This window comes from Azorhizobium caulinodans ORS 571, from assembly GCF_000010525.1.
In the GTDB taxonomy this organism is placed as follows: Bacteria; Pseudomonadota; Alphaproteobacteria; order Rhizobiales; family Xanthobacteraceae; genus Azorhizobium; species Azorhizobium caulinodans.
In genome coordinates this window covers 4,329,536-4,350,098 of record NC_009937.1, presented here as the reverse complement: position 1 = coordinate 4,350,098, position 20,563 = coordinate 4,329,536, and the positions used below count along the sequence as shown (strand labels likewise).

Genomic DNA, 20,563 nt, shown 5'->3' with positions numbered 1-20,563 from the left:
TATCGGGCTCGCTCGACGCGGTAGCTGCATCCGCGTCTGTCGGTTGGAGGGAACGACATGCGGATTGCAATACTCGCCCCGCCGGGCGTGCAGTCGCTGGATGTGGTTGGTCCTGCGGAGGTCTTCTGGGAAGCCGCCCGCCGCATCGGCGATCCGGGCGCCTATGACGTTCAGGTCATCTCCACCGGGGCCCCGTCCATCGGTGGCACCGGGCAGTTGCGCTTCCTCGCCGATCGCTCGATCTTCGATCCAGACGAACCGATCGATACATTGCTGGTGGCTGGTGATCCCTCGTTTCAGGACATCGATCCGAACGTCATTGGCTGGCTGCGCCGCCGCGTGCCGACCGTGCGGCGCTACGGATCCATCTGTACGGGCGCATTCCTGCTCGCCGCCGCAGGGCTGCTGCAGAACAGGCGCGTGACCACCCATTGGGAGTGCGCTGAACGGTTCTGCCGGCAATTCCCTGACATTGAGGTGGATACCGACGCCATCTACTTGCGCGATGGACCTTTGATCACCGCCGCCGGTGTCACGGCGGGCATCGACCTCGCCCTGGCACTAGTGGAGGAGGATCACGGGCGGCACATCGCCATGATCACCGCACGCTATATGGTGGTGTTCCTGCGCCGGCCTGGTGGGCAGTCCCAGTTCAGTGCGCATCTGGTCGGCCAGATGGCTGAGACCTCTGTGATCCAGAAGGCGCAGGCATACATCCTCGCGAATATAGCGCATTCATTGTCGGTGGATAACGTGGCTCACGCGGTCGGTATGAGTGCGCGCAACTTCGCCCGCGTGTTTCGCCGCGACGTGGGGATGACGCCGGCCGATTTCGTCGCTGTGGCGCGGATTGACGCCGCCCGCCGGCTGCTCGAGGACACCACCCAGCCCTTGCAGCGCATCGCCGCCAGTTGCGGCTTCGCGGACATGAACACGATGCGCCGCCTCTTCGCCAAGACGATCGGCGTGACCCCGGCGGCCTATCGCAGCCGTTTCCATAACGTGAACCAAACGAATGCGCAGCCGGCGAGTGGGCGCGCGGCTCGACCTGCCCTCGCACCTCACGCGAGGGGGCTCGCCAATGTATCCATTGCCTCAGGATGACTGCTATAGCTCATCAGGAAGCAGCCTAGGTGTTTGATCCCGGACTTTGATGGTGCAGTCTTTTCGCAGGAATGGAAGGATGCGCTATGGGCCAGGTTCTCCATCGGTGCGCCACGACGACAGATGCGGTCCGTCGAGCGATACAGCATAGTCAAGAGAGCCTAAGGGCCCGGGCGAAGCGCGACGGGATTAACCAGAAAACAGCCCCCAGGTGGAAGCAGCGCAATTCAGTTGCTGACCTGCCGACCGGCCCGAAAGCCCCGAAGTCAACGGTTCTGTCTGGCGAGGAAGAGGCGATCATCGTCGCCTTCCGGCACCACACACACCCCTCAAGGATTTCAGGCGCTTCGCCACACGATATGACCCGCTCGCGACCAACTTCCTGGCTCCCGTCTCCACCGCCGCAGCCGTAAGCTATTCGTTATGAGTCTGGGTCCTAAGGCTAAAAAAGCCTACTCACGGAGGGTCTATCAAGGGTAATTAGCCACCATGAGTAGGTCGCCTCAGTTTCTGGATCTTCATGCTCATCGCCTGTTAAGCAGCAGTTCTATGAATTTTCCGATGAACAACATTTGTCAAACGCGCTCCACAATCGCGATTGAGAGCTCTTGATCTCTGCATATCGGAAAACGACTATATGGAAGCTCCCGAATATTCTGCGCTGTCCAAAATCATCATTTGGGATGCATGGTCCGCTAGGTATGCTCGCAACCAGCGATTACCCAGATCGGGGGTTGCAATGGAAGGCCATTGCAGGCATTCTGTGAATCTCGGAAGAGGAAATGGTAGCGCAAAGACTTTTAATGGCATAAATTTTGAAAAATGTTCAACAAGACGATATGGCATTATCGCAATACGCTCCGTTCCCTGAATAACAGGCGGAATCATCGAAAACGACTGTACTACTATATCAATGCGCCTCCTCATTCCGTTTTCCGCCATAAACCATTCCTCAAGAGAGGGACGCATCCCACGACCAAACTTCGCAACAACGTGGCGCATTGACAAATACTCCTGAATGCTAGAAATGTTCCGATCTTCATGATTTCTGGCGCATCCAACGCAAACCATTTTCTCCTCAAACAGTGGTACAAATGGATGGGCTGACGACATAAATATTTCCGGCATAATCAAAGCGTCCACCTCTGACTTGTTGAGTAAATCATGGCAATTGTCATCGGGTGAAATCAATTCAAATCTCAGTAGGGGTAATGAGGTGCTGGCGGCGGAAATAACCCCTCTAATGAATATGGATGTCGAATAATCTGATGAAATTATCCGAAATACCCGCTCACTTCTGTCGGCCTCGAACAGATCCCCTTTAATAATGGTGGACTGTATACGAGAAAGGATGTCTCGTACGGCGGGTGCGAGGGACTCGGCGCGAGCCGTAAATACGCGCTCCCGCCCATTAATCGTGAATAGATCGTCGTTGAAATATATCCGCAGTCTCTGGACTGCGGCGCTCATGGCTGGCTGACTGAGATTGATGCTCTTCGCTGCAGATGTCACGCTGTGCTCGCTAAGCAGAGCATTCAGTGCGACAAGCAGATTCAGATCAAGTCCCTTAAATCGCAACTAACTCTCCATCTACCCAGCATCCGCAGTGTCGTCCCACGGTGAATTTTGCCGTAGCTACGAAAGATTGTCCAGCGTCACATCTTGCTTCGCTGTAGGCGCACAGCGCATGGTATCTCTGCACGAGATCGATAACGACTCCGCTCAAGAACATCCGCGGGTTTGCCGGAGGCTCCAACTCCAGAGAGATGGGGGCCGTTATGAGCGCGCGGCGACGAACAGATATTCGCCTGAGGTGCGCGAGAGCGCGGTGCGGATGGTGCTGGGCCACGAGAGGGATCTTCCCTCTCGTTGGGGGGGGGGGGGGGCGATGGTGTCGATGGCCGAGAAGATCGGGTGGACGGCCTAGACCCCCAACGAGTGGGTCAAGAAGGCGATGTCGACGCGGGTTGGCGAGCGGGCGTGCCAGCGACGTGGCCGAGAAGATGAAGGCGCTGGAGCGGGAGGCCGCAAGTTGCGCCAGGCCAACGAGATTCTGCGCAAGGCGTCGGCCTATTTCGCCTAGGCGGAGCAGCGGTTCTGGTCCGGCCTCGCGAAGGGGATGACCAACTGGAATGCTGCGCTGGAGGCTGGCGTGTCGCAGTCTATCGGAGCCTGTTGGTTTCGGGGGGGGGGGGGTGGTATGCCGCCAGTGAAGTTCAGACCCACAGCCGCGCCGCTTTCAAGTGTGAGGAGATCGCGCTTCTGCGTGTGCAAGGTCATTCCATGCAGGAGGTCGGGCGCCGCATTGGTCGCTCCGCCTCGACGATCTCCCGCGAGCTACGGCGCAACGCCGCCACCCACGGCGGTACGCTGACTGGATCGCGGCCGTCGGGCTCGGTATAGCCTTCAGCGAGACCGGCTCGCCGTGGAAGAGCGGCCATTGCGAGAGCTTCAACTCCAAGCTCTGGGATGAGCCGCTCGACGAAGAGATCTTCTTAAGCCTAGCCGAGGCGTGGATAATCACCGACGGGCTGGCGCCAGCACCACGACGTGGAGCCGATGCGCTCTGTACGTAAGTACCGGGCTACGAAGAGGTCGTTGTCGTTCCGTCGGCTCCGCAAGCATCAAATGCTGCCCACCGGCCCACAATGTATCAGACGCAATCTGAACTGCTAATCAGGTGTAGGTCCAGAGTGGGTTCCGCTCGCCGCGCAGAACAAGGCCACCACTTGCCTAAGGATGGCCGCCGACTTTCAATACGCTGCTTCCTTTCCGCTTCCAAAATGAGCGGACAAAAAAATGGAAGCACAAAAACCCATTAAAATTTTCTTCTATGTGCCTGGCTTGTCTCGCTAAAAATGGAGCGGGCGAAGGGATTCGAACCCTCGACCCCAACCTTGGCAAGGTTGTGCTCTACCCCTGAGCTACACCCGCATCCATCTGGCGGCGCCGCGTTTCGTCGGCGGCCAGTGGCGACCTTTTGCCAAAACCCTCGGGGGATTGCAACACGCTTCCGCATGCGCCCTGCGGAAAAATCTCAAATCCTTTGCCGGGCAACACTTCTCGCTGTGGACAGATGGCTGCCCACCCGGCCCGAGCGCCGCCGATGCGGATTTTTCACCGCACCGGCGTTGCGCTGGCGCTCCGCGGCGAGGTCAGGTGCGGTGGATGGGATCGATCCACTTCACTGTTGTGGGCTTTTCCACCGGCTCAATGTCGAGATTGACCACCACCGGGTCCTGGCCGGAGCGCACCAGCACGCATTCCAGCACCTCATCCGGCGAGGCGTTGATCTCCTGATGCGGCACATAGGGCGGCACGTAGATGAAATCGCCCGGTCCAGCCTCGGCGGTGAATTCCAGATTGTCGCCCCAGCGCATGCGGGCGCGGCCCTTCACGACGAAGATCACGCTTTCGAGGTCGCCATGGTGGTGCGCGCCCGTCTTGGCGTCGGGATGGATATGAACCGTGCCGGCCCACAGCTTCTCGGCACCGGCGCGGGCGCGATTGATGGCGGTGGCGCGGTTCATGCCCGGCGTCTGCGCGGTGTTGGGATCGAGCTCGTCGCCCGGAACCACCTTCACCCCATGCTCCCGCCAGTCCACGCTGCCGGCGGCCGGTGCCGCGTGCGTGTGGTCATGGGGATGGGCATGGGAGTGGTCGTGATGATGGCTGTCGTCGCCCATGGTGTCCTCCGGTGCGCGGCGGAACGCGCCGCTTGCTTGCCGCCCGCGCGCCGGACGGCTAGAACGGCCCCAAACCAACACAGCCCCATTTGTGGAGCCGGTGGCGCATGGCCTCCTATCAATACGCTTACCATATGCACGGCCTCACCAAGGCCTATCCCGGCGGCAAGAAGGTGCTCGAGAACGTGCACCTCTCCTTCTACCCGGATGCCAAGATCGGCGTGCTCGGCAACAACGGCGCCGGTAAGTCCACCCTGCTGCGCATCATGGCCGGCATGGACAAGGACTTCACCGGCGAGGCCCGCCCGGCGGAAGGCGTGCGCGTGGGCTATCTCGCGCAGGAGCCGCAGCTCGACCCCACCAAGTCCGTGCGCGAGAACGTGATGGACGGCGTGGCCAAGCAGAAGGCGATCCTCGATCGCTACAACGAGCTGGCCATGAACTATTCCGAGGAGACGGCGGACGAAATGACCCGCCTCCAGGACGAGATCGAGGCGCAGGGCCTGTGGGATCTCGACAGCAAGGTGGACCAGGCCATGGACGCCCTGCGCTGCCCCTCGGACGATGCGGACGTCTCCAAGCTCTCGGGCGGCGAGCGGCGCCGCGTGGCGCTCTGCCGCCTGCTGCTGGAGCAGCCGGAACTGCTGCTGCTCGACGAGCCCACCAACCATCTGGACGCGGAGACAACCGCCTGGCTCGAAGGCCATCTGCGGACCTATCCGGGCGCGATCCTGATCGTCACCCACGATCGCTACTTCCTCGACAATGTGACGGGCTGGATCCTGGAGCTCGATCGCGGCCGTGGCATTCCTTACGAGGGCAATTACACCTCCTGGCTCGGCCAGAAGCAGAAGCGCCTCCAGCAGGAGAATCGCGAAGAGGAAGCCCGCCAGCGCGCCCTTGCCCGCGAGCAGGAATGGATTTCCGCCTCGCCCAAGGCGCGTCAGGCCAAGAACAAGGCCCGTATCCAGCGTTATGACGAACTGGTGCAGAAGGCGTCCGAGCGCGCCCCCAGCGCGACGCAGATCGTCATCCCCGTGGCCGAACGCCTCGGCCAGAACGTCATCGCCTTCGAGAATCTCACCAAGGGCTTCGGCGACCGTCTCTTGATCGACGATCTCTCCTTCAAGCTGCCGCCCGGCGGCATCGTGGGCGTGATCGGCCCGAACGGCGCGGGTAAGTCCACGCTGTTCCGCATGATCACCGGCCAGGAGACGCCGGACAGCGGCTCCATCACCATCGGCGATTCCGTGAAGCTGGCCTATGTGGACCAGAGCCGCGACGCGCTCGATGACAAGAAGACCGTCTGGGAGGAAATCTCCGGTGGCCTCGACGTGATCTATGTGGGCAAGCGGGAAATCCCCTCGCGCGCCTACTGCGCGGCCTTCAACTTCAAGGGCGGCGACCAGCAGAAGAAGGTGGGGATGCTCTCTGGCGGTGAGCGCAACCGCGTGCATCTCGCCAAGACGCTCCAGCGCGGCGGCAACGTCCTGCTGCTCGACGAACCCACCAACGACCTCGACGTGGACACCCTGCGTGCGCTGGAAGAGGCGCTGGAAGATTATGCCGGCTGCGCCGTCATCATCTCGCATGACCGCTTCTTCCTGGACCGCATCGCCACCCACATGCTCGCCTTCGAGGGCGACAGCCATGTGGAATGGTTTGAAGGCAACTTCGCCGATTACGAAGAAGACAAAAAGCGCCGTCTTGGTATCGATTCAACGATTCCGAAGCGGATTCAGTACAAAAAATTCTCGCGTTGATGCAGCGCCCGCCGGATACTCCCCGGCGGGCGTTTTCGCAGGCGCCGCAGGGCTGCGCATGGCGCGTCCGCGGCGTGCTGTCGGCATGCCCACAGCCGGGGGGGCGGCCATGATCGCGGAATGGAGTGCGCGGCTTTATCTGACGTTCGAGGACGAACGCACCCGTCCGGCCCGTGACCTTGTTGCGCAGATCCCTCTGGAAGCCGCGCGCCGCGTCGTCGATCTGGGATGCGGGCCCGGCAATTCCACCGAAATTCTGGCGGCCCGTTATCCCGAAGCCGATGTGATCGGCATCGACAGCTCTCCCGATATGCTCGCTGCCGCCCGCCGGCGCATGCCACACACGAGCTTCATCCAGGCGGACGTGCGCACCTACCGTCTGCCGGAGCCGGCGGACGTGATACTGGCCAATGCCGTACTGAACTGGATGCCGGACCATCGCACGCTGTTTCCGCGTCTGGTCTCGCAACTGAGCGACGGCGGGGTTCTCGCCATCCAGTTGCCCGACAATCTGTCGGAGCCGGTGCACGAGACGCTGCGCGCGATGGCGGAGGGCGCCTGGGCGCGGCAGCTCAGCGCGGTACCCCGCGCGCGCATTCCGCTGCTTCGCCCCGAGGAATATTACGATCTGCTGAGCCCCATCGCCGGCAAGGTGGAGATGTGGCGTACGGTCTATTGCCATCCGCTCGCCGATCATGCGGCGCTCATGGAGTGGATGCGGGGCGGAGGCGGCCTCCAGCCCTATCTCGATGCGCTGGCGCCTGCCGAGCGTCCGGATTTTCTCGCCGCCTATGAGGAGCGTCTCGCCCGCGTCTATCCCCGGCGTGCGGATGGCCGCGTGCTGCTGTATTTCCCCCGTCTTTTTATCGTCGTGCTGCGCTGAGCCATCCCGACAGCGCCGTCCCGCGCGCTGGTTTTTCAGGGATGGTCGCCTCCTTCTTCCTCTTCCCCGTCACCGTTCGAAGTTCTGCAGGCCAAGGGCCCGGCGGATCAGGATTTCCTGCCGGCGCGTCTCGATGAGGCCCTGGCGGGAGAGGGCGGTCATGGAGCGGGAGACCACTTCCCGCGTGGTGCCGAGCATGGCCGCCAGTTCCGCATGGGTCGGCGCGGGGCGGATCAGTCCCCCGTCGCGGAACTGATCGCGCTCGCGCGCAAGCTTTGCGATGGCGCGGCTCAGGCGGGCATCCAGCTTCAGCGTGGCGACTTCGAAACTCAGCAGGGTGAGTGCGGCGATGCGGGCCGCCATTTCATCGACCAGGTGGCGGCTGATGGAGGGATGGCGCTCCAGTGCATGGCGAAAGTCCGAGGCGGGGACCCCGAGCGCCGCAGCTTCCCCCGTGGCCGTGACGTCCATGTCGCTCCGGCGGCCGCCGATCACGCCGCTTTCCCCAAAGAAGCTGCCAGGATGAAGCTGGCCCAGGGTGAAGACCAGTCCGGCCGGAGAGGTCTTGCGACAGATGAAGCTGCCCTCGGTGACGAAATAGAGCCGCTCGGGCAGGTCGCCATCGGTGATCACGGGTTCGTCGCGCGTGAAGCTGCGCGGATGGGCACGCGCGAAGATGCGGGCGACCTCATCGCCCGTGAGCCCCTGGAACAGGCACGAGCGGGCCACGACGGGCGGCACCTCCGCCTTCGCCGGCATGCGTGCCGCTTGGACGCTCCGGCCGGCGGGAGGGGGCAAGGGGGCCTTGAGGGGGAGGGGTGCGGGGTCCATGGCGCTCTCCGGCGGTGGGCGCGGGTCAGGAGAGCCGTGGCCCGGCGACCGGCCGCAGATGCCCGCGCCGAAGCGGCAGGCGGATCTGGCGGCGGACCGGCTGCGGCGCGCTCTGCGTCGGCGTCTCGGTGGCGACATTCGACGGGGCCTCGGGACCGCTGGAGGGCAAGGCGACTGGCTCGGTGCCAATGGGGGAGCCTGCGCCTTGATCGGACCTCGCCGTCGCCCGGGAGGCCGCGTCGAGGCGCTGCTGCACCGGATTGTCGTTCCCGCCGATCTGCCCGAAACCCTCTGGCGCCCCCATCACCTGTCTGGGACTGGGCGATTGCAGGATCTGGTAGCTGGTGATGGTGCGGCTGGTGAAGCAGTCGGCAGCGAGCCGATAGCGCACGATGGTCTTCTGGTTGTGAAGACCCACACCATAGGCGGTCTGGCCGGCGTCCGGCACCGCCATAGGCTCAACGGAAATATCCGCATCCGCGCGGGAGATCACGCGACCCGTGGCAGGGATATAGGCGCTATAGGGCACTTCCACAATCTGCATCTGGATGCCCTGGTAACGGCTGGAATTGGTCTTCTGGTTGGCGTAGAGCCGACGGTAATTGATGGTATCATCAATGTCGTAATAGTAAGTGATATCGATCGTGTAGTGGAATTTCGTTTCCGGAAAGCCCGGATAGAGGTTGATCGGGTATCCGTTGATTTCCTTGTAGAGCTCACCGTCGCCGCTGATCGTGGAATCAATGCTTCCCTCGCACATGTAACAGGGCAGGAGGGACGAGAACATGAACAGGTGGCCGCCATCCCTGACGTGCTGCGTCAATATCTTGACGGCATTGTTCACCTTGTCCTTGTTGTAGCCCGCGATCCAAACGGCATTTCCGTCCTCCTTGCCGCCGCCGCCGAAGCCGCAATAAGACAGGAAATTGAGCAACAGCGGCACCTTCACCTCCGCATGGGAGGCGCGGTTCTTGTTCTTGTTGTTCGGGGACAAAATGACGCGCGCGGATCGGTCGTTGGACGCGAAGACCGTCTCCGCCGCCGGCGGCAGGCGCAGGAAGAGGCCGGAGCCGATGTTGAAGGGCGCCTTGTCCTTCTGGTCGTCGCGATATTCGTTCCAGCGATTGACGATGCCGCTCAGCACTTCAGCGAAGGCATCGCCGTGGGTCATGGGGCAGGTGAGACCCTCGGCATAGACATAAAGCTGGTTCAGCAGCGGCGCGCCCTTGTCGTCGGAGGTGAAGTCCGCATTCAGGGACTGGAGTATGGGGGTGGCGATTGCGTTCTTCGGCTCGTCGCGCTCGCCGTTCCATACGGATAAGTCGATGAATTTCAGCGTGCCATCTCGGATCACCGGCGTGCCCTTGTTCTCGTAGATGAAGAACGTGCCGGAGGCGCGGTCGAGGCCCACGGAGTTTGCCTTCGTCGGCAATAGCGTGCGGTAGTCCTGGATGCTGATATATTTTCCGTTCTGGACGCCCAGATTGTTGTCGCAGAGATAAACGAATGGCAATGTTGAATATGAAATATAGTTCTTATAATTTACGTAATCATCGTTGATGATGAGGTTCTTGAGAGTGAAGTCCTTCACGGCCCGGCCTGTGATGACATTTTTTGCGCGCGATTCGTACTGGAGCTTGTTTTTGATCAGGATGAGGAGCGCCATCATCAGGTTCGGGAAGACGCCATAGGGGGCGGGCTTCTTGGTATCGAACGCGCCGTTGGAGAAGCCGATGTAGATGTCCTCCGCCTTGTGGACGCTGTCCTCGTAGGTGCAATGGATGCAGGCGCCGATGAAGCCCTTATCTTCGATGGCCATGGCTCTCTCCCGAAATGCGGCCCGGATGGGCACCGTTTGAAATCACCTGCTGAAGCTGAAAGAGGCGGGGCTCGCGGCCGGTGCGGGCCCCGCCCGTTGCGTGTCAGGTGTTGGCGTTGCCCTGGAGCATCTGCACCACCGCGATGGCATCCGAGATGGTGTCGATGCTGTAGATCTGCATGACGCCCTGCGTGGTCGCCGCCTGCGCCAGGATGTTCTGGTTATTCTGGGCGGTGACCGCGTTCTCGAACATCAGGCCGGTGGAGTGAGACGCCGTCTGGTAGAGCGAGCCGATGGCGACGGCGGGGGCTTCGGCGACCACCTTCACGTTGACCTGCGTGACCGCGTCGGTGATCTGCGGCGAGACGGTATTGGTCATGTCTTGTCTCCTCGTTTCTTCGGTTAGGTCCTTGCTCATCTTCAGCGGACCGAAACTGTCCGCGGAAGCTCGGGGCCGCCTGGCGGCGTTAGCTCAGTTTCGACTTCGGAAAGCGGCGCAGGCTCCGGGCCCGGCGCTGATGCATGCGGGCGGTGACAAGCTGCTGAAGTTCCTGAATCTGCTGCATCTTGTCGGCCAGCAACGACTTGGTGAACTCGAGCGTCTCGCCCGTATTGGCTTCGAGTTGGGCGGCCGGCGTCTCGTGCGGCGGTACGGGGCTTTCGGTTTTCGCCTTGTTCACCACCTTGGTCAGTTCGTGGATCAAGGGGCGTAGCGCCGTCATGATGTTGTCGGTGACGGCCTTCTCGATGCTCGCCGCATCCACCGGGCCGGGCTCCGGGACTTCCGGAACTGGTGTCTGGGCCGGCCGTCGCCGGCGCGGCGGGCGTTTTCCCGCTGGAGTGGCCACGCTTGCCTCCTCAGATCTTGGAGAAGGCGGCGGCCACCGTCGCCGCGCCGGTCATGAAGGTCAGGGTCTGCGTCTGCGAGACGCCGACATTGGTCAGGAGGTCAATGCCCTGCTGTTTCGTGGGCGGATTGGCGATCAGCGCCAGCGCCTTGCCGCTCGCAGCGAGATAGATCTGCTCCATGCCCTGCATGTAGGTGCGGGCGTCCTCGCCCATCATGGCCACCACCTGGCCCATGGCGGCGCCGGCGAGTTCCTGGACGGTCGGGTTGTCTCCGGCGGCGCCCTGGAGCGCCAGCATGTTCTGAAACGCCTGGGTCGTGTCGGGCGAGGCATTTGCCTCCGGCTCGCTGCTGCCGCCGAAAAGGTTCGAGAGGCCCATGACATTCGGCTCCTTCTTCGCCGTGCGGTCCCTGGTGGCAGGGCGCTTGGGGGATCAGGGCGCGGCAAGGCCGCGATTTCAGGGCGTGGACAGCGCCTTCACCGCGTTGGCCACGAGCGTCGGGTTCAGCGCATTGAGGTTGTGCTGGTTCGAGGCCGCGTTCTGCATGGTCAGGGCATAGGCCTGGCCGGCGGCCTGGTAGAACATGCTGAGCGCGACCGCCGGTGCGCTGGCGACGACACTGGTGCTGTTGTTGGCCACGCTGCCGATGATCGTGCTGTTGGCGCCGCCGGAGCCTGAGTTGCGCATCGTCGCCTCGTCTGCTTGCTGGGCTCGTTTCCAGAGGACAGGGGATCAACACCCGGTGCGGAGTTCACTCCGGCCGTGCGGCGGCCGGCGCGCGCGCCTCCGTGGCGTCGGCGTGGAGCGCCGCGCCTGCGTCACGGAAGCGATGTTTGAAGGCCGCGGGCGGCGTGGTCCGCCGCGGCGGCGGTCAGGTGTTGGCGTTGCCGCGCAGCATCTGGACGATGGCGATGGCGTCGGAAATGGTGTCGATGCTGTAGATCTGCATGACGCCCTGCGTGGTCGCCGCCTGCGCCAGAATGTTCTGGTTGTTCTGCGCGGTCACGGCATTGGCGAACAGCAGGCCGGTGGAATGAGCCGCGGTCTGGTAGAGCGAGCCCAGCGCCATGGCGGGGGCCTCGCCCACGACCTTCACGTTGACCTGCGTGACGGCGTCAGTCACCTGCGGAGAGACGGTGTTCGTCATGAAGCTTCTCCTCGTTCCGGTTTGCATTCTGGGGTTTCTTCATCAGCTCTCCGGATCCTCGTCATGGAGCCGCTGTGAAGCCGTGGTCCGGCAGCAACGGCCGGAGAAATATGTTGATGGTCATAGGATCATTTAAAGCATGCAGCGCGGCTCTGCCGCGCGTGTCGGCTGGTTCGCTGGTCCTATTTCGTGGTGAGTGCCTTCACCGCGTTGGAGACCAGGGGCAGGTTCAACCCATTCAGATTGTGCTGGTTGGAGGCCGCGTTCTGCATGGTGATGGCATAGGCCTGCCCGGCGGCCTGGTAGAACATGCTGAGGGCCACCGGCGCCGCGCTGCCGAGAACGCTCTCGCTGCTGGCCGCCACGCTATCGGTGATGGGTCCATCGGAACCTGTGGTCGACATGTCGTTCTACCCTCTGGAGTTGCAATGGTTCGCCTGCGATGTCTGCCATTCCGGCGGATCGAGGCGCTCCCGAGTGGAACCGAAGGTAGGACATACAACCAAATGCGTCGGTGATGAAAGTCACTTGAAGGAAAATATTCGCAGAGTCATAATTTGAGGGGAATAAAGGCCTGTTCCCGAGCCGTGTCGCGGGCGCAAGATGAAAATAGTTAGCTATTTAATCTATTTTAGATTGTATAAATTGTTAGAAATGTTCTTTGGCGCCGCCTGGACCGTCCCGAGCGCTCCCTGCGTTTCACGCCCTGTTTTATCGGCTGACGACCTCGACCAGACACGCGTTGGGCGCGGTGCCTTGTGCGAGCCGTGAGGTCGGGCGGATCGAGCTCAGCGTGTTGGGATTGCCGCCGAGATCGAGGCCCTGCTCATTCGGGGCGTACCAGCCTCCCGTAGGCAGAACGGCGACGCCCGGTGACAGCCGGTTATCAATGCCGATGGCGACAAGAGCGCGACCGCGCGCATTGAAGACGGTCGCCTGTTCTCCCGCCGCCAGCCCGCGGGCGGCGGCATCCTGTGGGCTGAGCAGCAGAACTTCGCAGCCGGTCACCTTCGCCTGCTGGCTGGGGCCGGCCAGTTCCAGCTGGCTGTGCAGCCGGTGTTCTGGTTGGGGAGAGAGCAGATGCAGCGGATAGGTGCCGGCAAGCGGCGCCCCCAGCCATTCCTCCGGCTCCAGCCATGCGGGATGGCCGGGGCAGTCGTCATAACCGAAGGCCGCGATCGTCGAAGATCCGATCTCGATGCGACCCGAAGGAGTAGAGAGCGGGTGCAGATCCGGGTCGCGTGCAAAATCGGCGAGCGGCGTTGTGGGGGCAGGCGCGGGTGCGCCGAGGTCGAGCCCAGCATAGCCGCGGGCCCAGAAGGTGTCGAAATCCGGCAGTTCGGGATGGGCGTCGCGGTAGCCCGCATAGAGATGGCGCAGCCAATCCTCTTCGCTGCGCCCCTCGGTGAAGGCGGCGTCAAGGCCGAGTTCGCGGGCGATAAGCGCGAGCATGTCGTGATCGGAGCGCACGTCCGGCGGCGTTGCCAGCACACGGCGGGAGGCAATGAGCCAGTTGTCGCGGGAGGCGGCGGCGACATCGTCTCGCTCGAAGGGCAGGCTCGCGGGCAGCACGATGTCCGCGTGCCGGGCGGTGGCGGTCCACACGCTCTCATGCACGATCACCGTTTCCGGGCGCCGGAAGGCGGCGGCGAGCCGGTTCAGATCCTGATGGTGGTGGAAGGGGTTGCCGCCCGCCCAATGGACGAGGCGGATGTTCGGGAGGGCGAGCCTCTGCCCGTCATAGTCGAGCGTGCCGCCGGGGTTCTCCAGCAACTCGGTGATGCGGGCGACGGGAATGAAGCTTGAAACCGGATTGCGCCCTTGCGTCACCGCCGGCCCCTTCAGCCGGCGGATCGGCTGGCCCACGGAGGAGACGGCGGTGAGTCCGAAGGCAAATCCGCATCCCGGCCGCCCCACCTGCCCGGCCATGGCGGCAAGGGCAATCGCCGCCCAATAAGGCTGCTCCCCATGGCGCGAGCGCTGCAATGACCAGGAGAGGTTCACCAGCGCTGGCACCTGAGCATAGGCACGCGCGAGTTCCCGGATGGTCGCCGCCGGCACGCCGGAGATGCCCTCTGCCCATTCCGGTGTCTTCGGCTGGCCGTCGGGACTGCCCGCCAGATAGGCGGCAAACGCCTCATGGCCCACGGTCAGGCGCGCGAGGGCCTCCGTGTCCGTCCGCCCCTCCGCCAGCAGCACCTGCGCCATGGCGATCAGCACGGCGGCGTCCGTGCCGGGCCGCAGCGGGACGTGCTCCACACGGCCCGGCAGGCCGGGCGCGTCCGCGCCCGTGGGGGAGAAGACGACGATCCGGCAGCCGGCGCGCGCCACGTCTGCCAGCGCCGCCTCGGCGCGATGCTGCCCGGTGCCGCCCGCTTCCACCTGCGCGTTGGAGAGGCGGAAGCCGCCGAAGGAGATGAGAAGGCGCGCGTGGGCGGCAATCTGGTCCCAGCTCGGCGCTGTGTCTGTCGCGCCCTGGTATTCCCGGCCGATCACGTGGGGCAGCAGCACTGCGGCGGCGCCATAGCTGTAAGTGTTCACCGAGGAGGTGAAGCCGCCGCAGAGGTTCAGGAAGCGCTTCAGCTGGCTCTGGGCATGGTGGAAGCGCCCGGCGCTCGCCCAGCCATAGGAGCCGCCGAAGATGGCCGCATTGCCGTAATCGCCCGAAACGCGCGCAATCTCGCCGGCCACCAGCCGGGCCGCCTCGGGCCATGTCACGGCGACAAAATCGTCCCGTCCGCGCTCCGCGCCGCGCCCCTGCGGCCGTCCCTTGGCGGTGAGCCAGCCCCGCCGGACCATGGGATGGCGCACCCGCAGCGGATGGTCCGCGAGATCGAGGAAGGCCGCTCCCGTAGGAGAGGGCGCGGGGTCATGGCGGAAGGGCAGAAGGCGGGGGCGGCCGTCGGGGCCCGCCTCCACCTCATAGGTGCCGAAGTGGCTGCCGAAGAGGTGCAGCCGCTCGTCAGCGGTCACGACGGCTCACTTGGCCGCCGGCTTCAGGTCGTAGGCGCGCACCCAGTCGTCGGCACGGGGCTGCCACACCACGCGCTTGGAGGTGCCATAGGTGTTGGGCTGGGCATAAAGGAACAGCACCGGCGCCTCCTCGCACATGATGGAGGTGGCGGTCTTGTACGCCGCAAGGCGCGCGGCCTTGTCGGTGGTGGAGCGCCCGGCCTCCACCGCCTTGCCGAAGGCGGCATTGTCCCAATAGGCATACTGGTTGCCGGGGGCGAGCAGGGTGAGCTGGCCATCGGCGTCGATGGTGGGCCAGCCGTGGGTCAGCAGCGAGGTCTGCGCCAGCGTGCGGGACTTCAGGTACTTGTTCATGTAGGCGCCGAAGTCCATCTCCGTGATTTTCACGTTGAGGCCCACTTCGCCCAGCTGCGCCGCCACCACTTGCGCCACTTCCTGCCCCTGCAGATAGGTCGCCACCGGCACGTCCATCTCGATGGGCTGGGAGAGGTTTGCGCCGGACTGCTTCAGCAGCGCCTTGGCCTTGGCGGGGTCATAGGCATAGGGCTTCAGGTCCGGATTGAAGCCGAAATAGGCGGGCGTCAGGATCTCGCAGGGCGAGATGTAGGCAAGGCCCTCGAAGATGGAATCGCCGATGGCGGTCTTGTCGACCGCATAGTTCATCGCCTGGCGCACCAGCTTGTTGTCGAGCGGCGCCTTCTGGGTGTTGAACTTGATGAAGACGCTGCGGGTGCTGGGCGTGGCGCCGGAATTGGCCTTGCCGCTGTCCTTGATGCGCTTCAGCTCGGAGGGCGGCACGCCGGTGATGAGGTCCACCTCGCCGGCCAGCAGCGCGGCGATGCGGCTCGAGGGCTCCGGAATGGTGCGGAAGATGGCGGTGTCGAAGGCCGGCTTCTCGCCGAAATAGGTGGGGTTGGCTTTCAGCGTTATGTGATCGCCGGGCACGTTCTCCGTGATCTGGTAGGGCCCGCCGGACATGGTCTCGGTGGCCGGATTATGGGTCGCGGCCCATTCCGGCGGCAGCAGGAAGAACATGGACAGCTGGTCGGCGAAGGCGGGGAAGGGCGCGCTCGTCTCCACTTCCAGCGTGGTCGGGTCGATCACCCGCACGTCTTTCACGAGATCGAACCACGACTTGATGCGGGCATTCACCTTGGGGTCGCGCACGCGGTCGAGGTTCCACCGCACCGCCTTGGCGTCCAGCGCTTCGCCATTGGCGAATTTAGCGCCCGGCACCAGCTCGAAGCGCCAGGTGGTGTCGTTCACCGGTGTCCAGCTCTTGGCCAGCGCCGGCTGGAGCTTGAGGTCCGGCCCGCGCAGGATCAGCGCCGGATAAACGTGGCTCAGAAGGCTGAGGTCGGAGCCGAAGGACGCCGACATGTGCGGGTCCAGCGTGTTGATGTTCACCGCGAGCGCGATGGTCGCGGTCTCGGCCTTTGCGAGCCCCGGCAGGGTCACGGTGGCGAGAAGGGCAGCGGCGAAGGCGGCGGGCGTAAAGCGCTTCATCTGGCGTCTCCGTCGGGCGGTCAGGGAGAGATGAGGACGAAATGGTCCGGCGCAACCTCCTGCAAGGTGGCGTCGGGAGCGGGCTTCTCGCGCTCGTAATCGAACGGGATGGGATGGCGCTGGCGCTCGATGGCGGGTTTCGGCACCGGGATGGCGGAGAGCAGCGAGCGCGTATAGGGGTGGAGCGGATCGGTGAAGATGGCCTCGGTCGGCGCCATCTCCACGATGCGCCCGCGCAGCATCACCGCCACCCGGTGGCAGAGATAGCGCACCATGGAGAGGTCGTGGGCGATGAAGAGATAGGCCATCCCCAGCTCCTGCTGGAGATCCTGAAACAGGTTCACGATCTGCGCCTGAATGGACACGTCCAGCGCGGTGATGGGCTCGTCCGCCACGATGAGGCGGGGGCGCATGGCGATGGCGCGGGCGATGTTCACCCGCTGGCGCTGGCCGCCGGAGAATTCGTGCGGATAGCGCGCCATGAAGGCGGGATCGAGCCCCACCTGCCGGAACAGCTCCGCCACCCGATCCTGCCGCTCGGTGCGATTGTCCGCCAGATGATGGACGATCAGCGGCTCGGTGACGAAATCGCCCACCGTCATGCGCGGATTGAGCGCCGCATAGGGATCCTGAAACACCACCTGCATTTGCCGGCGATAGGGCTTCAGCTCCAGCGGCGGCAGATCGGTGATGCGGTTGCCTTCGAAGAAGACCTCGCCACCGGTGGGCTCCTCCAGCCGCAGCACCACGCGGCCGGTCGTGCTCTTGCCCGAGCCGCTTTCGCCCACGAGGCCGAGGATTTCTTTATGCCCGATGTGGAATGAGACGCCGTCGATGGCCCGCACCTCGCTGGTGGCGCGGCCGAACAGGCCCTGCCGGCTCGTGTAGGTCTTGCGCAGGTCCTTCACATCGAGGAGAGGAGTGCACGGGTGCGTGCTCATGCGACGCCTCCCATGGCAAGGCCCTTCGCCTTGAGGGCGGCGGGCAGGTCATACCACGCGGCGGCCAGATGCCCGGGCGCGCCATGCTCCACCTGCTTCAAGGGGGGCATCTCCTTGAAGCAGCGGGGCGTCGCGAAGGCATTGCGGGGCGCGAAAGGATCGCCCACCTGCGGCGCGGCGAGATTGGGCGGGCTGCCGGGGATCTGGTGCAGGCGGCCTTCCGCGCGGCGCTCGGCCGTCGGCAGGGATTGCAGCAGGCCCCAAGTATAGGCATTGCGGGGATCGTCGAAGACGGCATCCACCGGCCCGCGCTCCAGAATGCGGCCCGCATACATCACCTGCACCGTATCGGCGAGGCCGGCCACCACCCCCATGTCGTGGGTGATCCAGATGATGGTGGTGCCGAAGGCGCGCTTGAGATCGCGCATCATGTCGAGGATCTGCGCCTGCACGGTCACGTCGAGCGCCGTGGTGGCCTCGTCCGCGATCAGCAGGCGCGGATTGCAGGCGACCCCGATGGCGATCATGACCCGCTGCCGCATCCCGCCGGAGAACTGGTGCGGATACTGGCCGATGCGCTTTTCCGCATCCGGAATGCGCACCAGTTCCAGCAGCTCGATAGCCCGCTTGCGCGCCTGCGCCTTGGAGAGCGGCTGGTGGCGCACCAGAAGCTCCACCAGTTGGCGCTCCACCGTCAGCACCGGGTTGAGCGAGGTCATCGGGTCCTGAAAGACGAAGCCGATGCGCCCGCCGCGCAGATCGCGCAATTCCCGCTCGGGCATCGTCAGGAGGTCGCGCCCCTCGAACAGCACGGAGCCGGCGACGATGCGGCCGGGGGGCCTGGCGATGAGGCCGGTCATGGCCAGCACGTGCACGCTCTTGCCCGAGCCGCTCTCGCCCACGATGCCGAGCGTTTCGCCCTCCTCCAGATCGTAGGAAACGTCATTGACCGCATGAACCACCCCCGCCGGCGTGTCGAACGCCACGGTGAGGTTGCGGATCTGGAGGAGCGGCGCCATGCGGATCAGGCCGTGATCAGCCCGCCCACGGACTGCGTGAGGAATTCGCAGCCATCGGGCGTGATGAGGACGGTGTCGGAAATCTGCGTGGCGCCGATGCCGGGCATCCGCAGGTTCGGCTCCAGCGTGAAGATCATGCCGGGCTCCAGCGGAATGTCGGTGCGCGCATCCAGAGAGGGATGCTCATGGGCGCCAAGGCCGATGCCGTGGCCGATGCGGCCGGGCAGATACTTGCCATAGCCGCGCGCTTCCAGCCCCGCCTTGGTGCCGTTGAAGAGCGCGGAGATGGGCGTGCCGGGCTTCAGGAGCGGGAACAGTTCCTCGCGGATTTCGAGGATGGAGGTCAGCGCCCGGCGGTTGGCCTCCGGCACCTCGCCCACCATGACGGTGCGCTCATTCTCCGCATGGATGCCGTTGATGATGGTCCAGATGAAGATGCTCACGCACTCGCCCTGCGCCGGGCGGCGCTGGGTGGGGTTGTCGCAGTTCATGAACATGCGCTCACCGGCGAGCGCCCAGGTCCAAAGGCCGTTCTGCGCGCCGCCCTCTAGGCTGCCGAAGTCGCACACTTCCTTGTCCGGGAAGGTGTCGGCCCAGAAGCGGTTCATGGCGGCCATGGAGGCAAGCGCGATGTCCCGCTCGCTGCCGCCGGCGCGCACGGCCTCAACCGCCGCGTCCATGCCCACGTCCGCGATGCGGGCGGCGGCGCGGCAGTTCTCGATCTCGTCCGCATCCTTCACGAGGCGGGTCGACATGATGAGGCCGGAGACGTCCTTGAAGCTCGCGCCCGGAAACAATCCCTGAAGCTCGCGGTGGCGCGACACGGGCAGGAAGTCCTCCTCGATGCCGATGACGGCATTGGCAAAGCCCGCCTCGGTGACGAGGCTCTGGAGCGCCGCCTGCCAGTGCAGACCCATGGTCACCTTGGTGGACCAGGCACCGTAAAGGCGGATGTCGCGCACAAAGCTGGAGGCGCGGGCGTGGTCGTCCCGCAGCGCGTGAAGCAGCACCTGCGCCTCTCCCTCGCGCGGCAGCAGCGCGATGACCGGATGGCTGTAGATGATGGGGTTGAAGCCGGTGAGATAGAAGCTGTTCTCCGGCTTGAAGGAGACGATGAGGTCGATGCCCGCCTGCGCCATCCGGGTGCGCAGCCGCTCGATGCGGGAGGGATTGCCGAATGCGGTCATGCGTCAGGTCCTCAGTCTCGGGTCGAAATAGTCCCGCAGCCAGTCGCCCACGAGATTCACGCTCAGCACGGTGAGCAGGATGGCGAGGCCGGGGAAGGTGACGATCCACCAGGCGCTGGAAATGTAGGTGCGGCCTTCCGCCAGCATCCGGCCCCAGGAGGCGGTGGGCGGCTGCACGCCGAGGCCGAGGAAGCTCAGCGCCGCATCCATGATGATGATGCGGGCGAGTTCCAGCGTGGCCACGACCAGGGCAGGGGTGAGCACGTTGGGCAGGATGTGCCGCAGCATGATGCGCGAGGTGGGGGCGCTGATGGCCCGCGCCGCCAGCACGAATTCGCGCTCGCGCAGGGAGAGCACCTGCCCGCGGATGATGCGGGCGTAGCGGATCCAGCTCGTCACCGCGAGCACCACGATGAGGTTGGACAGGCTCGGGCCCAGCGCCGCCACCACCAGCAACGCCAGCAGCATGAGCGGGATGGCGAGCTGGATGTCCACGAGCCGCATGAGGATGCGGTCCACCATGCCGCCGCGATAACCGGCGACGATGCCAAGGAATACGCCGACGATGCCGCCCAGCACCACGGCGCTCGCAGCCACGGCCAGCGTGATCTGGCTGCCGTGGACGATGCGGCTCAGGATGTCGCGGCCGAGCTGGTCGGTGCCCAGCGGATGGGCGCCGGGGGAGAAGGGCGAGGTCCAGGTGGGCGGGGCAAGGCGGGCCTTGAGGTCGCCGCGCACGGGATTGGGCAAATCCAGCACCGGGGCGAGCAGCGCCGCACCGATGAAGGCGACGAGCAGCACCATGCCGAAGAGGCCGGACCGGCTGCGCAGGAGGGCGAGGAAGAAGCGCTTCAT

Annotated in this window: 20 protein-coding genes, 1 tRNA gene and 3 pseudogenes; 7 read left to right on the top strand and 17 right to left on the bottom strand. The window is 64.4% G+C overall.

Going from position 1 to position 20,563, the window contains the following annotated elements; all coding sequences use genetic code 11:
- Positions 1–57 precede the first annotated feature (57 nt).
- The 3 genes and pseudogenes from AZC_RS19535 to AZC_RS25590 form a co-directional block, all read left to right on the top strand.
- On the top strand, positions 58–1,104 hold the full coding sequence (locus AZC_RS19535) for a GlxA family transcriptional regulator (RefSeq protein WP_012172317.1): 1,047 nt from the start codon (positions 58–60) through the stop codon (positions 1,102–1,104).
- 86 nt (positions 1,105–1,190) lie between these two features.
- Positions 1,191–1,427, top strand: a pseudogene (locus AZC_RS25215) (IS481 family transposase); the annotation flags it as partial.
- A 5-nt stretch (positions 1,428–1,432) separates the two neighbouring features.
- Positions 1,433–1,531 (top strand): annotated as a pseudogene (locus AZC_RS25590) (IS5/IS1182 family transposase); the annotation flags it as partial.
- A gap of 206 nt (positions 1,532–1,737) precedes the next feature.
- Here AZC_RS25590 and AZC_RS25210 read toward each other — a convergent pair.
- Positions 1,738–2,682: a LysR family transcriptional regulator gene (locus AZC_RS25210; RefSeq protein ID WP_012172315.1), complete on the bottom strand. Its 945-nt coding sequence runs from the start codon at positions 2,680–2,682 to the stop codon at positions 1,738–1,740.
- A 541-nt stretch (positions 2,683–3,223) separates the two neighbouring features.
- Between AZC_RS25210 and AZC_RS26180 the strand changes: the two are divergent.
- Both AZC_RS26180 and AZC_RS26175 read left to right on the top strand, forming a co-directional pair.
- Positions 3,224–3,453: pseudogene (locus AZC_RS26180) on the top strand (helix-turn-helix domain-containing protein); the annotation flags it as partial.
- A gap of 29 nt (positions 3,454–3,482) precedes the next feature.
- Positions 3,483–3,680, top strand: coding sequence for an integrase core domain-containing protein (locus AZC_RS26175; RefSeq protein ID WP_081434150.1), 198 nt, complete (start codon positions 3,483–3,485; stop codon positions 3,678–3,680).
- 283 nt (positions 3,681–3,963) lie between these two features.
- Here the strand turns inward: AZC_RS26175 and AZC_RS19525 are convergent.
- Positions 3,964–4,038: transfer RNA gene (locus AZC_RS19525), tRNA-Gly, on the bottom strand.
- A gap of 221 nt (positions 4,039–4,259) precedes the next feature.
- Complete coding sequence (locus AZC_RS19520; RefSeq protein ID WP_081434051.1) at positions 4,260–4,790, bottom strand: cupin domain-containing protein; 531 nt, start codon at positions 4,788–4,790, stop codon at positions 4,260–4,262.
- 107 nt (positions 4,791–4,897) lie between these two features.
- Between AZC_RS19520 and ettA the strand changes: the two genes are divergently transcribed.
- Both ettA and tam read left to right on the top strand, forming a co-directional pair.
- Entirely contained in the window at positions 4,898–6,553 is a 1,656-nt protein-coding gene (gene ettA / locus AZC_RS19515) for an energy-dependent translational throttle protein EttA (RefSeq protein WP_043879620.1), read from the top strand.
- A 112-nt stretch (positions 6,554–6,665) separates the two neighbouring features.
- On the top strand, positions 6,666–7,436 hold the full coding sequence (tam, locus tag AZC_RS19510) for a trans-aconitate 2-methyltransferase (protein WP_043880543.1): 771 nt from the start codon (positions 6,666–6,668) through the stop codon (positions 7,434–7,436).
- Positions 7,437–7,505: 69 nt separating this feature from the next.
- Here tam and AZC_RS24550 read toward each other — a convergent pair whose 3' ends face one another.
- From AZC_RS24550 to AZC_RS19440, 14 genes are all read right to left on the bottom strand, one after another.
- The gene (locus AZC_RS24550) at positions 7,506–8,267 is read right to left on the bottom strand and encodes a Crp/Fnr family transcriptional regulator (RefSeq protein WP_012172311.1); all 762 of its coding nucleotides are present in this window, start codon (positions 8,265–8,267) and stop codon (positions 7,506–7,508) included.
- A gap of 25 nt (positions 8,268–8,292) precedes the next feature.
- Complete coding sequence (locus tag AZC_RS19500; protein WP_043879619.1) at positions 8,293–10,086, bottom strand: hypothetical protein; 1,794 nt, start codon at positions 10,084–10,086, stop codon at positions 8,293–8,295.
- Between the two features lie 103 nt (positions 10,087–10,189).
- Positions 10,190–10,465, bottom strand: coding sequence for a RebB family R body protein (locus AZC_RS19495; RefSeq protein WP_043879618.1), 276 nt, complete (start codon positions 10,463–10,465; stop codon positions 10,190–10,192).
- 88 nt (positions 10,466–10,553) lie between these two features.
- Positions 10,554–10,934: a hypothetical protein gene (locus tag AZC_RS19490; protein WP_012172308.1), complete on the bottom strand. Its 381-nt coding sequence runs from the start codon at positions 10,932–10,934 to the stop codon at positions 10,554–10,556.
- 10 nt (positions 10,935–10,944) lie between these two features.
- Positions 10,945–11,313 (bottom strand): hypothetical protein, encoded by a 369-nt coding sequence (locus tag AZC_RS19485; RefSeq protein ID WP_012172307.1) that lies wholly within the window; start codon positions 11,311–11,313, stop codon positions 10,945–10,947.
- A gap of 78 nt (positions 11,314–11,391) precedes the next feature.
- Positions 11,392–11,622, bottom strand: coding sequence for a RebB family R body protein (locus tag AZC_RS19480; RefSeq protein WP_012172306.1), 231 nt, complete (start codon positions 11,620–11,622; stop codon positions 11,392–11,394).
- A gap of 184 nt (positions 11,623–11,806) precedes the next feature.
- The gene (locus tag AZC_RS19475; protein WP_043879617.1) at positions 11,807–12,082 is read right to left on the bottom strand and encodes a RebB family R body protein; all 276 of its coding nucleotides are present in this window, start codon (positions 12,080–12,082) and stop codon (positions 11,807–11,809) included.
- A gap of 182 nt (positions 12,083–12,264) precedes the next feature.
- A complete protein-coding gene (locus tag AZC_RS19470) occupies positions 12,265–12,486 on the bottom strand; it encodes a RebB family R body protein (RefSeq protein WP_012172304.1) in 222 nt (73 codons plus the stop codon).
- A gap of 307 nt (positions 12,487–12,793) precedes the next feature.
- The gene (locus AZC_RS19465; protein ID WP_012172303.1) at positions 12,794–15,055 is read right to left on the bottom strand and encodes a molybdopterin-dependent oxidoreductase; all 2,262 of its coding nucleotides are present in this window, start codon (positions 15,053–15,055) and stop codon (positions 12,794–12,796) included.
- Positions 15,056–15,061: 6 nt separating this feature from the next.
- Positions 15,062–16,561 carry an ABC transporter substrate-binding protein gene (locus tag AZC_RS19460; protein ID WP_012172302.1) on the bottom strand — a complete coding sequence of 500 codons (1,500 nt, stop codon included), beginning with the start codon at positions 16,559–16,561 and terminating at the stop codon, positions 15,062–15,064.
- Positions 16,562–16,581: 20 nt separating this feature from the next.
- Positions 16,582–17,502 carry an ABC transporter ATP-binding protein gene (locus AZC_RS19455; protein ID WP_012172301.1) on the bottom strand — a complete coding sequence of 307 codons (921 nt, stop codon included), beginning with the start codon at positions 17,500–17,502 and terminating at the stop codon, positions 16,582–16,584.
- A complete protein-coding gene (locus AZC_RS19450; protein WP_012172300.1) occupies positions 17,499–18,521 on the bottom strand; it encodes an ABC transporter ATP-binding protein in 1,023 nt (340 codons plus the stop codon). The genes AZC_RS19455 and AZC_RS19450 overlap by 4 nt, the downstream gene beginning before the upstream one ends.
- Before the next feature lie 5 nt (positions 18,522–18,526).
- Positions 18,527–19,708, bottom strand: a complete 1,182-nt coding sequence (locus AZC_RS19445) for a M24 family metallopeptidase (protein WP_012172299.1) — start codon at positions 19,706–19,708, stop codon at positions 18,527–18,529.
- A 3-nt stretch (positions 19,709–19,711) separates the two neighbouring features.
- On the bottom strand, positions 19,712–20,563 hold the full coding sequence (locus AZC_RS19440) for an ABC transporter permease (RefSeq protein ID WP_012172298.1): 852 nt from the start codon (positions 20,561–20,563) through the stop codon (positions 19,712–19,714).

Bases quoted from the DNA above. Each gene is read 5' to 3' on its own strand.
- AZC_RS19535 (WP_012172317.1), top strand. From the start codon at position 58: ATGCGGATTGCAATACTCGCCCCGCCGGGCGTGCAGTCGCTGGATGTG.
- AZC_RS19520 (WP_081434051.1), bottom strand. From the start codon at position 4,790: ATGGGCGACGACAGCCATCATCACGACCACTCCCATGCCCATCCCCAT.
- ettA (WP_043879620.1), top strand. From the start codon at position 4,898: ATGGCCTCCTATCAATACGCTTACCATATGCACGGCCTCACCAAGGCC.
- AZC_RS24550 (WP_012172311.1), bottom strand. From the start codon at position 8,267: ATGGACCCCGCACCCCTCCCCCTCAAGGCCCCCTTGCCCCCTCCCGCC.
- AZC_RS19500 (WP_043879619.1), bottom strand. From the start codon at position 10,086: ATGGCCATCGAAGATAAGGGCTTCATCGGCGCCTGCATCCATTGCACC.
- AZC_RS19495 (WP_043879618.1), bottom strand. From the start codon at position 10,465: ATGACCAATACCGTCTCGCCGCAGATCACCGACGCGGTCACGCAGGTC.
- AZC_RS19485 (WP_012172307.1), bottom strand. From the start codon at position 11,313: ATGGGCCTCTCGAACCTTTTCGGCGGCAGCAGCGAGCCGGAGGCAAAT.
- AZC_RS19480 (WP_012172306.1), bottom strand. From the start codon at position 11,622: ATGCGCAACTCAGGCTCCGGCGGCGCCAACAGCACGATCATCGGCAGC.
- AZC_RS19475 (WP_043879617.1), bottom strand. From the start codon at position 12,082: ATGACGAACACCGTCTCTCCGCAGGTGACTGACGCCGTCACGCAGGTC.
- AZC_RS19470 (WP_012172304.1), bottom strand. From the start codon at position 12,486: ATGTCGACCACAGGTTCCGATGGACCCATCACCGATAGCGTGGCGGCC.
- AZC_RS19460 (WP_012172302.1), bottom strand. From the start codon at position 16,561: ATGAAGCGCTTTACGCCCGCCGCCTTCGCCGCTGCCCTTCTCGCCACC.
- AZC_RS19455 (WP_012172301.1), bottom strand. From the start codon at position 17,502: ATGAGCACGCACCCGTGCACTCCTCTCCTCGATGTGAAGGACCTGCGC.
- AZC_RS19450 (WP_012172300.1), bottom strand. From the start codon at position 18,521: ATGGCGCCGCTCCTCCAGATCCGCAACCTCACCGTGGCGTTCGACACG.
- AZC_RS19445 (WP_012172299.1), bottom strand. From the start codon at position 19,708: ATGACCGCATTCGGCAATCCCTCCCGCATCGAGCGGCTGCGCACCCGG.
- AZC_RS19440 (WP_012172298.1), bottom strand. From the start codon at position 20,563: ATGAAGCGCTTCTTCCTCGCCCTCCTGCGCAGCCGGTCCGGCCTCTTC.